8 protein-coding genes are annotated in these 9,588 nt (G+C 68.4%); 5 read left to right on the top strand and 3 right to left on the bottom strand.

The features are described 5' to 3' along the window. The first annotated feature begins 196 nt into the window (after nucleotides 1–196). Nucleotides 197–781, top strand: a complete 585-nt coding sequence (locus DYI42_RS15570; RefSeq protein WP_213546914.1) for a pseudouridine synthase — start codon at nucleotides 197–199, stop codon at nucleotides 779–781. Here DYI42_RS15570 and DYI42_RS15565 read toward each other — a convergent pair. The 3 genes from DYI42_RS15565 to DYI42_RS15555 all read right to left on the bottom strand — a co-directional run bounded on the left by DYI42_RS15565 (nucleotide 778) and on the right by DYI42_RS15555 (nucleotide 2,672). Next, a complete protein-coding gene (locus tag DYI42_RS15565; protein ID WP_213546913.1) occupies nucleotides 778–1,494 on the bottom strand; it encodes a helix-turn-helix transcriptional regulator in 717 nt (238 codons plus the stop codon). The two genes, DYI42_RS15570 and DYI42_RS15565, sit on opposite strands and share 4 nt — an antisense overlap. After that, nucleotides 1,494–1,907: a VOC family protein gene (locus DYI42_RS15560; protein WP_244867959.1), complete on the bottom strand. Its 414-nt coding sequence runs from the start codon at nucleotides 1,905–1,907 to the stop codon at nucleotides 1,494–1,496. Before DYI42_RS15560 ends, DYI42_RS15565 begins: the two co-directional genes overlap by 1 nt. A 174-nt stretch (nucleotides 1,908–2,081) precedes the next feature. Continuing rightward, on the bottom strand, nucleotides 2,082–2,672 hold the full coding sequence (locus DYI42_RS15555) for a DUF1285 domain-containing protein (RefSeq protein ID WP_213546912.1): 591 nt from the start codon (nucleotides 2,670–2,672) through the stop codon (nucleotides 2,082–2,084). A 61-nt stretch (nucleotides 2,673–2,733) separates the two neighbouring features. Between DYI42_RS15555 and DYI42_RS15550 the strand changes: the two genes are divergently transcribed. Genes DYI42_RS15550 through DYI42_RS15535 form a run of 4 tightly spaced genes read left to right on the top strand, consistent with a single transcriptional unit; the run spans nucleotide 2,734 to nucleotide 9,567 of the window. Next, the gene (locus DYI42_RS15550; RefSeq protein ID WP_213546911.1) at nucleotides 2,734–3,741 is read left to right on the top strand and encodes an AAA family ATPase; all 1,008 of its coding nucleotides are present in this window, start codon (nucleotides 2,734–2,736) and stop codon (nucleotides 3,739–3,741) included. Further along, on the top strand, nucleotides 3,738–4,667 hold the full coding sequence (locus tag DYI42_RS15545; protein ID WP_244867958.1) for a DUF58 domain-containing protein: 930 nt from the start codon (nucleotides 3,738–3,740) through the stop codon (nucleotides 4,665–4,667). The genes DYI42_RS15550 and DYI42_RS15545 overlap by 4 nt, the downstream gene beginning before the upstream one ends. After that, nucleotides 4,667–7,474 carry a DUF4159 domain-containing protein gene (locus DYI42_RS15540; protein WP_213546910.1) on the top strand — a complete coding sequence of 936 codons (2,808 nt, stop codon included), beginning with the start codon at nucleotides 4,667–4,669 and terminating at the stop codon, nucleotides 7,472–7,474. The genes DYI42_RS15545 and DYI42_RS15540 overlap by 1 nt, the downstream gene beginning before the upstream one ends. Continuing rightward, the gene (locus DYI42_RS15535; RefSeq protein WP_213546917.1) at nucleotides 7,474–9,567 is read left to right on the top strand and encodes a hypothetical protein; all 2,094 of its coding nucleotides are present in this window, start codon (nucleotides 7,474–7,476) and stop codon (nucleotides 9,565–9,567) included. The genes DYI42_RS15540 and DYI42_RS15535 overlap by 1 nt, the downstream gene beginning before the upstream one ends. Nucleotides 9,568–9,588: the final 21 nt, after the last annotated feature.

Raw genomic sequence — 9,588 nt, 5'->3', positions numbered from 1 at the left:
TGACCGAAGAGCGCAGGGATCGCCGCTCGACGGGGCTGCGGGACTTGTCCCGCAGCCCCGTCGAGCGGCGATCCCTGCGCTCTTCGGTCAACCCCCTCCGCACGGTGCGTCAACAGCCTTCCGCTATGTCGGATGACATGTGCATCACTTGTGCATGGGTTGTGCATGGGATGTTGCCCTGCCAAAACCATCGTTAATGCTGCTCGCCCTGAACAAGCCCATGAACATGCTTTCCCAGTTCACCGACGAGGGAAACTGGCCCGGTCTGGCCGCGCTCGGCCTGCCCAAGGGCGTCTACCCGGCGGGCCGTCTCGACCGTGACAGCGAGGGCCTGCTGCTGCTCACCGATGACGGCAGATTGCAGGCCCGGATTTCGTCTCCGAAATTCAAGATGGCCAAGACCTATTGGGTGCTGGTCGAAGGCGCACCCGAGGCTGCCGCGCTGGAGGCGCTGAAGATGGGCGTGCCGCTGAAGGACGGGCCGACGAAGCGGGCTGAGGTGCAAGTCATTGACGAACCTGAAGATTTATGGCCCCGCGACCCGCCCGTGCGGCTCCGCAAGGCGCCCGACACGTGGCTCGCCCTCACCATCCGCGAGGGCCGCAACCGGCAGGTTCGCCGGATGACCGCCGCCGTCGGCCACCCGACCCTGCGGCTGATCCGCGCGCAAATCGGCCCCTGGGCGCTGGATGGCCTCGCCCCGGGGGAGTGGCGCGAACTCGACGCCACCCCGCCAGAGCCGCGCAAGCGCCGCCGCAAGGTTCTGAAACTCAAGCGCTAACAGGCGCTCTGCCGCCGCTCGTCGAAGCCGCCGCGATGCCGCTCCATCCGATAGAAATCCTGCAGGCTCTTGCCGGGCTCAATCCTGAACCGCTCCCCGCTTTCCATGCCCGTTATCCGATCCACCCGGAACATTCGGAAATCACTGCGCAGCTCGCACCAGCCGATCAGCGTCCATGTCCGGCCCCAGAAGATCAGGCTCAAAGGCCGCACCACCCGCGCCGTTTGCGCGCCTTCGGCGTCGCCGTAATCCAGCACCAGCCGCTCCCGCGCATCCACCGCCCGCTCGATCCCGTCAAGCCGACGGCGGGTGTCGTCATCCATCAGGTAAGGCATTGAAAAGGCGTGAATCTGCAAGCCCGCCGCCTTGTCGCGTTCGGCCTCCGGCAACACGGCGGAGATCTTCACCAGCGCCTCCTCGGCGGCCTCGGCCATCTCCAGCCCGCCCCAGGCCCGGATCAGCCGCGCCCCGGCCACCAGCGCCACGATCTCGCTTCGGTTGAACATGAGCGGCGGCAGGTCGAAGCCCGCACGCATCAGGTAGCCCACACCCGCCTCACCCTCGATCGGCACGCCCGAGCCCACCAGATCGGCGATGTCGCGGTAGATCGTGCGCTCGCTCACCTCCAGCCGCTCGGCCAGCATCCGCGCCGTCACCAGCCGCCCCCCTCGGAGCAGCTGGACGATCTGAAAAAGACGATCCGCGCGGCGCATCACTCAGCCTTGTTGAACTCGAACAACCCGATGGAATTGCCATCAGGGTCCAACGTATAGGCAAACCGCCCGGAAGGAATGGGAATAATCCCCGGCAGCACCCGCCCCCCGGCCTCCATCACCCGCTCAAGCGCGGCTTCCAATGTGGGCACGGCAAGATGCACCGTCACGCCCGAGCCATCGCCCGCAGGCTTGCCGGGGTAGAGATGGCCCGCAGTGCCGTCCGCCGGCGATTGCACCGGCAGCATGGCCATCGGGTTGGGGCCGCTCTCATCCTTGATGAGCGGATGGCCCAGAACCTTGCCGTAATAGTCGATGGCGGCGTCGAGATCGGTCACCGGGATCTCGCACCACACAAGTGCATCCTCGGGCAGAGCGGTGATATCGGCGGGGTTGGTCATCGTATCGGTCATCGGGAAATATCCTCAGAAGGGTTGGCGATGTTCCATCTTCGCATCCCCCTCCTGACAGCTATCTGTCAGGAGCCCGTCAGTCCCGCGCAACTTTCCCGCAACCCGTTCATTTTCTTGCTGAAAATACTCACACAAAAAATGGAACGCGCCGCAGGCGCTCAATTCAACACGAGCTCAGGGCAGCTCCGCCGCAGGAATGATGCGAAAGAACTCACCGCCCGACCACAGGCCAAACCACGCGTCCTCGACGCAGCCAATCTCCACCAGCCGGTAAAAGCTCTTGCGGTCGATCAGCGCCTCCAGCCCGGCCCGCACATGCACGTAGGGCGAGGGCTCGCCCGTCTCCAGGTCGCGCTCCACGCGAATCGGGTTCTCCTCGCCCGCCTCTGTCACGTCGCCCACGTTGGTTTCGAACCGCAGCACCTGCGCCGCGTCTTCGCCCGTCGCCTCGAAATCCACCGCCACGAAGGGCGCGTCCTCCACCGTGATCCCCACCTTCTCCACCGGCGTCACGAGGAAATATTTCTCCCCTTCCTTCTTCAGGATGGTCGAGAACAGCCGCACCAGCTCGGGCCGGCCAATGGGCGTGCCGAGGTAAAACCACGTTCCATCCCGGGCGATCCTCATATCGAGGTCGCCGCAGAACTCCGGGTTCCAAAGGTGGACGGGCGGCAGCTTGCCCTTTTTCGAGGCGCTGCGCGCGGCTTGTTCTAGGCTTCCGGCGTCTGCTCTCACGATATCTTGTCTGGCTTGCGATTTCGCCATTGGTCTCACATGCGATAGATGGCTTACTAGGCCCTAACCTAGGCGACCAAGGAGAAATGTCATGTCCGATGAAGCAGGCCTCGTGCCAGAGATCGAGGCGCTGGCGGAAAAGCTGGGGCAGGCGCGCGCCTCCATCAGCCGCCGGTTCATCGGGCAGGAAAAGGTGGTGGACCTCGTGTTGTCCGCGCTGGTCTGCGGCGGCCACGGGCTGCTGATCGGCCTTCCGGGGCTGGGCAAGACCCGTCTGGTCGATACGCTCTCCACCGTCATGGGCCTGAACGGTTCCCGCATCCAGTTCACCCCCGATCTGATGCCCGCCGATATCCTCGGCTCCGAGGTGCTGGAAACCGCCGAGGACGGGTCTCGTGCTTTCCGCTTCATCGAAGGGCCGATCTTCTGCCAGCTTCTCATGGCCGACGAGATCAACCGCGCCAGCCCCCGCACCCAATCCGCCCTGCTTCAGGCAATGCAGGAAAAGGAAGTGACGGTGGGTGGCCAGCACCGCACGCTCGACAAGCCGTTCCACGTGCTTGCCACACAAAACCCGATCGAGCAGGAGGGCACCTATCCGCTGCCCGAGGCCCAGCTTGACCGCTTCCTTGTGCAGATCGACGTGGAATACCCCGACCGCGACACCGAGCGCGATATCATCCTTGCCACCACAGGCGCCGAAGAGGCAGCGAGCCACCAGATCTTCACCGCCGAAGAGCTGATCGCCGCGCAGGCGCTGCTGCGGCGGATGCCGGTGGGCGATAGCGTGGTCGAGCTGATCCTCGACCTCGTCCGCGCCTGCCGCCCCGAAGACCCGACCGCGCCTGAGCAGGTGCAACGCTCGGTCAGCTGGGGCCCCGGCCCCCGCGCGGCCCAGGCGCTGATGATGACGGTGCGCGCCCGGGCGCTGCTGGAAGGTCGCCTCGTGCCCTCCGCCGAGGACGTGCTGGCGATGGCCGCCCCGGTGCTCACCCACCGCATGGCGCTCTCCTTCGCGGCTCGTGCGCGCGGCGAAGAGCTCTCTGCGGTGATCCGCGCCGTTGCCGAAACCGTCACCCGCGTGGAGGCTGCCGCTTGAGCGACGCGCCTCCAGTTGCTCTTCATGCCGGCGTCGGGCGCGGGCTGCGCTCGAAGGCCGAGGGGCTGGCCGCCGCGCTGCCCCCGCTATTGGCCGATGCCGAGCACCTTGCACAAACCGTGCTGCTCGGCGCCCACGGGCGCCGTCGCAGCGGCATGGGCGATGAGTTCTGGCAGTACCGACCGCTGGCGGTGGGCGACGAGGCGCGCAGCATCGACTGGCGGCGCTCGGCCAAGTCCGATCAGCACTTCGTGCGCGAAAAAGAATGGCAGGCCGCGCAATCAGTCATGCTCTGGTGCGACGAGGCGATGTCGATGCGCTTTTCCGGCGATCCCGGCAAGCGCCCCTCCAAGACCGAACGCGGGCGGCTTCTCAGCCTCGCCATTGCCGTGCTGCTGGTGCGCGGCGGCGAGCGCGTGGGCCTCGCCCGGCTCGATCAACCCGCGCGCTCCGGCCCGCTGCAACTCATCCGCATCGCCGATGCGCTGGGCGGCGCGATGGAAGCCGAAGAGCAAAACCTGCCCGGCCCCGACTATGGCGCGCCGCGTGGCGATACCCTTCCGCTGCACTCCCGCGCGGTCTTCCTCTCCGATTTCATGGGCGAGATCGACGCCGCCGAAGCCGCGTTGTCCCGTGCCGCCGACCGGGGCGTGCGGGGCGCGATGCTGATGATCCTCGATCCCGTGGAAGAAGAATTCCCCTTTGACGGGCGCACCATTTTCGAGAGCATGGGCGGCAGTCTTGCCCATGAGACGAAGAAGGCCGGTGACCTGCGCAGCCGTTATCTTGATCGTCTCTCCGCCCGGAAGGACCGGCTGGAGGCGCTTGCCCGCACCACCGGCTGGCAGTTTTCCACCCATCACACCGACACGCCCGCGCAATCCGCGCTGCTCTGGCTCTACGGTGCGCTGGAGCATGGCCGCTGATGTTTGCCATCGGTCCCATAGGCTTCACCGCGCCGCTGCTGCTCTGGGCGCTCGTCGTGCTGCCGTTGCTCTGGCTGCTGCTGCGCGCCGTGCCCCCCGCGCCGATCCGCCGCCGCTTTCCTGGCGTCGCGCTTCTGCTCGGGCTCGAGGATGAAGACAGCCAGACAGACCGCACGCCCTGGTGGCTGCTGCTGCTGCGGATGCTCGCCGTGGCCGCCATCATCATCGGCTTTGCCGGCCCGGTGCTGAACCCCGAGGAGCGCCGCGAGGGCACAGGCCCGCTGCTCATCGCGCTCGATGGCGGCTGGGCCGATGCGCGCGACTGGCCGGGGCGCATGGCCCGCATCGAGGGGCTGCTGGCCGATGCCGCCGCGACCGACAGGCCGGTGGCCGTGGTTTCGCTGACCGCGCTGCCCGCGCCGGGCGAGCTGCCGATGCTCGCCGCCGCAGCCTGGGGCCCGCGCCTCGCCGGGCTGGAGCCTACAGCCTGGCCGCCCGAGAGCGGCGCGGCGGTGGAGTGGGCCGAAAGCGTTGAGGGTGGCTTTGAAACCTATTGGCTGTCCGACGGCCTTGCCCACGAGGGCCGCGACGCGGTGCTCGCCGCGCTGGAAGGCAAGGGCCCTGTGACAGTGTTCGAAAGCCCGCGCCGCCCGCTCGGGTTGCGCCCCGCGCGATTCGAGGACGGGCAGGTGCGGCTGACGGTGTTGCGGCCCGATGAGACCGCCGCGCAGACCGCCACGGTGCTGGCCTATGGCCGCGATCCCTCGGGCACCGAGCGGGTGCTGGCCCGCGCCGAAGCGGAATTCGAGGCGCAGGCCACCGAGGCAGAGGTGGCGCTGGTGCTGCCCGCCGAGCTGCGTAACCGGATCACCCGTTTCGAGCTTCAAGGTGCGCGTGGCGCGGGCGCCGTCACTCTCACCGACGACGGGCTGCGCCGCCGCGAGGTGGCCCTGATCGCGGGCCGCGAAGACCGCGAGGGGCTGGAGCTGCTGTCGCCCACCCACTACCTCGAACGCGCGCTGGAGCCGACCGCCGACCTCGTGGAAGGCACGCTGCCCGACATCCTGCTGGCCAACCCCGATGCCATCGTCTTCGCCGACGTGGCCGACCTGCCGCAGGCCGAGAAAGACGACCTGCTGGACTGGGTCGAAGAGGGCGGCATGCTGCTGCGCTTCGCCGGGCCGCAACTGGCCGCCTCCGATCTGTCCCGCCGCGAGGAAGACCCGCTGATGCCCGTGCGCCTGCGCGAGGGCGGGCGCTCGGTGGGTGGCGCGATGAGCTGGGGCGAGCCCAAGGCGCTGCGCCCCTTCCCCGAAAGCTCGCCGTTCTACGGCCTCGCCTTGCCCGATGACGTCACGGTGACCGCGCAGGTCATGGCCCAGCCCGACCCCGACCTTGCCGACCGCGTGATCGCCTCGCTGGCCGATGGCACGCCGCTGGTGACGCGCAAGCGGGTGGGGCAGGGGAGCGTGGTGCTCTTCCACGTTACCGCCAACGCGGAATGGTCTTCCCTGCCGCTCTCCGGGCTCTTCGTGCAGATGCTTGAGCGCCTCGCCATCTCCACCCGTCCCGCCACGCCCGAGGCGAGCGAGCTTGACGGCACCGTCTGGACACCCGAGCGCGTGCTCGACGGCTTTGGCGTGGTGCAGGACGCGGGCACGCTGCCGGGCATAGAAGGCGCCGACCTTGGCGCCGCGCTGGCGGGCGAGGCCGCCATCGGCCCGGCGCTGCGCCCCGGCCTCTACGCGGGGGAGGATCGGCTGATCGCGCTCAACGTGCTGGGCAATAGCGCCACGCTGGAGCCGGTCGTCTGGCCCGCCCGCATCCCGGTCGAGGGGCTGGCGGTGAGCCGCGAGACGGCGCTGAAGGGCTTCGTGCTGAGCGCCGCGCTGGTGGCGCTGGCGGTCGACATCCTCGCCTCCCTCTGGCTCGGGGGCCGCCTCATCGCGCCCCGCGCCAAGAGCGTGCGGCGCTCTTCGGCGGCGGCGCTGCTCATCGCTACGCTCTTCGCAGCCGCTCCGGATGGCGCGCAGGCGCAGGACGATGCGGCGGACATCTTCGCGCTCGATGCCACCAACGAGGTGGTGCTGGCCCACGTGATAACCGGTGATGCCCGGCTGGATGACGTGGCCCACGCCGGGCTGCGCGGCCTGTCCGACACGCTCTTCCGCCGCACCTCCATCGAGCCCGCCGAGCCAATCGCGGTGAACCTCGAAACCGATGAACTGGCCTTCTTCCCCTTCCTCTACTGGCCGATCAGCCCCAACCAGCCGATCCCCTCCGAAGAAGCCTACGCCAAGCTCAACCGCTACCTGCGGACCGGCGGCATGATCCTGTTCGACACCCGCGATGCCGATATCGGCGGCTTCGGCGCCGCCACCCCGGAGGGCCGAAAGCTGCAAGAGCTGGCCGCGCCGCTGGATGTGCCGCCGCTGGAGCCGATCCCGCAAGACCATGTGCTCACCCGCACCTTCTACCTGTTGCAGGATTTCCCGGGCCGCTGGGCCAGCCGCGATGTCTGGGTCGAGGCCGCGCCGCCCGATGCCGAGGTGGTGGAGGGCATGCCCTTCCGCAATCTCAATGACGGGGTGACGCCGGTGGTGATCGGCGGCAACGACTGGGCCGCGGCCTGGGCGGTGGAAAACAACGGCGCGGCGATGTTCCCCGTGGGGCGCGGCTACGCGGGCGAGCAGCAGCGCGAGATCGCCTATCGCTTCGGGGTGAACCTGATCATGCATGTGCTCACCGGCAACTACAAATCCGACCAGGTCCACGTGCCGGCCCTGCTCGACAGGCTGGGCCAATGATGAACGCCGACAGCATCATCTTCGATCCGCACCTGCCATGGATCGCGCTCTATGCCGCCATCGCGCTGGCCGTGGGCTTCATCGCGCTCGCCATCTGGCGCGGGCTGGCGGGCTGGTGGCTGCGGGCGCTGGCAGCCGTGGCTTTGCTAGTGGCGCTGGCCAACCCCTCGCTGCAGCAGGAAGAGCGCAACCCGCTCACCGATATCGTGCTGGTGCTGGTTGATGAAAGCTCGTCGCAAGGCCTCTCCGATCGCGCCGAGCAGACGCAGGACGCGCTCGAGCGCGTGCTCGCTCAGATCGCCGCCATGCCCAACACCGAGGCCCGCGTGGCAGAGGTGGGCGACGGCGAGGGCGACGAGGGCACCCGCGCCATGGCCGCCCTCTCCGAGGCGCTGGCCGAAGAGCCGCGCGCCCGGGTGGCCGGGGCCATCCTCATCTCTGACGGGCGCGTGCATGACATGGAGCGCACCCCCGATCTGCCCGCGCCCCTGCACCTGCTGATGACCGGTCACAGCACCGACTGGGATCGCCGCCTCGTGGTGCAGAACGCCCCCGCTTTCGGCATCCTCGGCGAGGAAATCACCCTGACCCTGATGATCGAAGACCAGGGCGATCTGCCTTCGGGGGCAGGGCGCGGCGCCACCGTGCCGCTCTCCATCGCCGTGGACGGCGAGGAGCCGCGCACCTACGATGTGCCGGTGGGCGAGGAGCTGTCGCTGCCCGTCACGCTGTCGCACGGCGGCAAGAATGTGATCCAGTTCATCACGCCCACGGCCGAGGGCGAGTTGACCGACCGCAACAACGCCGCCGTGGTGCAGATCAACGGCGTGCGTGATCGCCTGCGGGTGCTCTTGGTGAGCGGCGAGCCGCATCCCGGCGAGCGGACATGGCGCAACCTGCTGAAATCCGACAGCTCGGTGGACCTTGTCCACTTCACGATTCTAAGACCGCCCGAGAAGCAAGACGGCGTTCCGGTGAGTGAGCTGTCTCTCATCGCCTTCCCCACCCGCGAGCTCTTTATCGAGAAGATCGACGAATTCGACCTGATCATCTTCGACCGCTACAAGCGACGCGGCATCCTGCCCACGCTCTACCTCGACAACATCCGCGATTACGTCGAGCGCGGCGGGGCGGTGCTGGTGGCGGCGGGGCCGGATTTTGCCAGCGCCGATAGCATCTACCGATCGCCGCTGGGCGACATCATGCCCGCCTCGCCTTCGGCCCGCGTGCTGGAAGAGGGCTACTTGCCCGAGGTGACCGAGTTGGGCGAGAAGCACCCGGTGACCGAGGGTCTCGAGGCGCTTTACCCCTCCGAGGAAGAGGGCGTGCCGGGCTGGGGCCGCTGGTTTCGGCTGGTCGATCTCATCCCCGGAGAGGGGCACGTGGTGATGTCGGGCCTCGACGAACGCCCGCTGCTGGTGCTTCAACGGCAGGGCGAGGGGCGGGTGGCGCTGATGGCCTCCGATCACGCCTGGCTCTGGTCGCGCGGCTTAGAGGGCGGCGGCCCGCAGCTGGAATTGCTGCGGCGACTGGCCCACTGGATGATGAAGGAGCCGGACCTCGAGGAAGAGAGCCTGACCGCAGAGGCCGTGGGCCAGGAGATGACGGTGACGCGCCGCACGCTAGGCGATGCGCCCTCCGAGGTCGAGGTGACCGGCCCCGATGGCACGGTTTATACGGTGCCGCTCGAAGAGGTGTCCCCGGGCCTCTATCAGGGTGTGTTCGAGGGGCCAGATCTCGGGCTTTACCGGCTGGCCGAGGGCGAGCGCACGGCGGTGGTGGCGCTTGGCCCCTCCGCGCCCAAGGAATTCGAGGAAACCATTGCGACGGGCGCGATACTGGAGCCTGCTGTGGAGGCCCGGCGCGGCGGGGTGCTGCCGCTGGAAGACGGCACGCCGGATATCCGCGAAGTGCGCGAGGGCCGCGTGGCCGCCGGGCGCGGCTGGATCGGCATCACCCCGCGCGAAGCCTACGTGACGGCGGACATTACGGTGATCCCGCTGGTGAACCCGCTGCTGTTCCTCGTGCTGGCCGCACTGATGACGCTGGGCGCTTGGCTTCTGGAAGGGCGGCGCGGGGCCAAGGCGGCCTAGGGGGCGGTTTGCCCGGCAGGC

It is taken from the genome of Vannielia litorea, from assembly GCF_018424695.1.
GTDB lineage: Bacteria > Pseudomonadota > Alphaproteobacteria > Rhodobacterales > Rhodobacteraceae > Vannielia > Vannielia litorea_A.
Note: the sequence above shows the minus strand (reverse complement) of the source record. Positions and strands in the feature narration are given on the sequence as shown.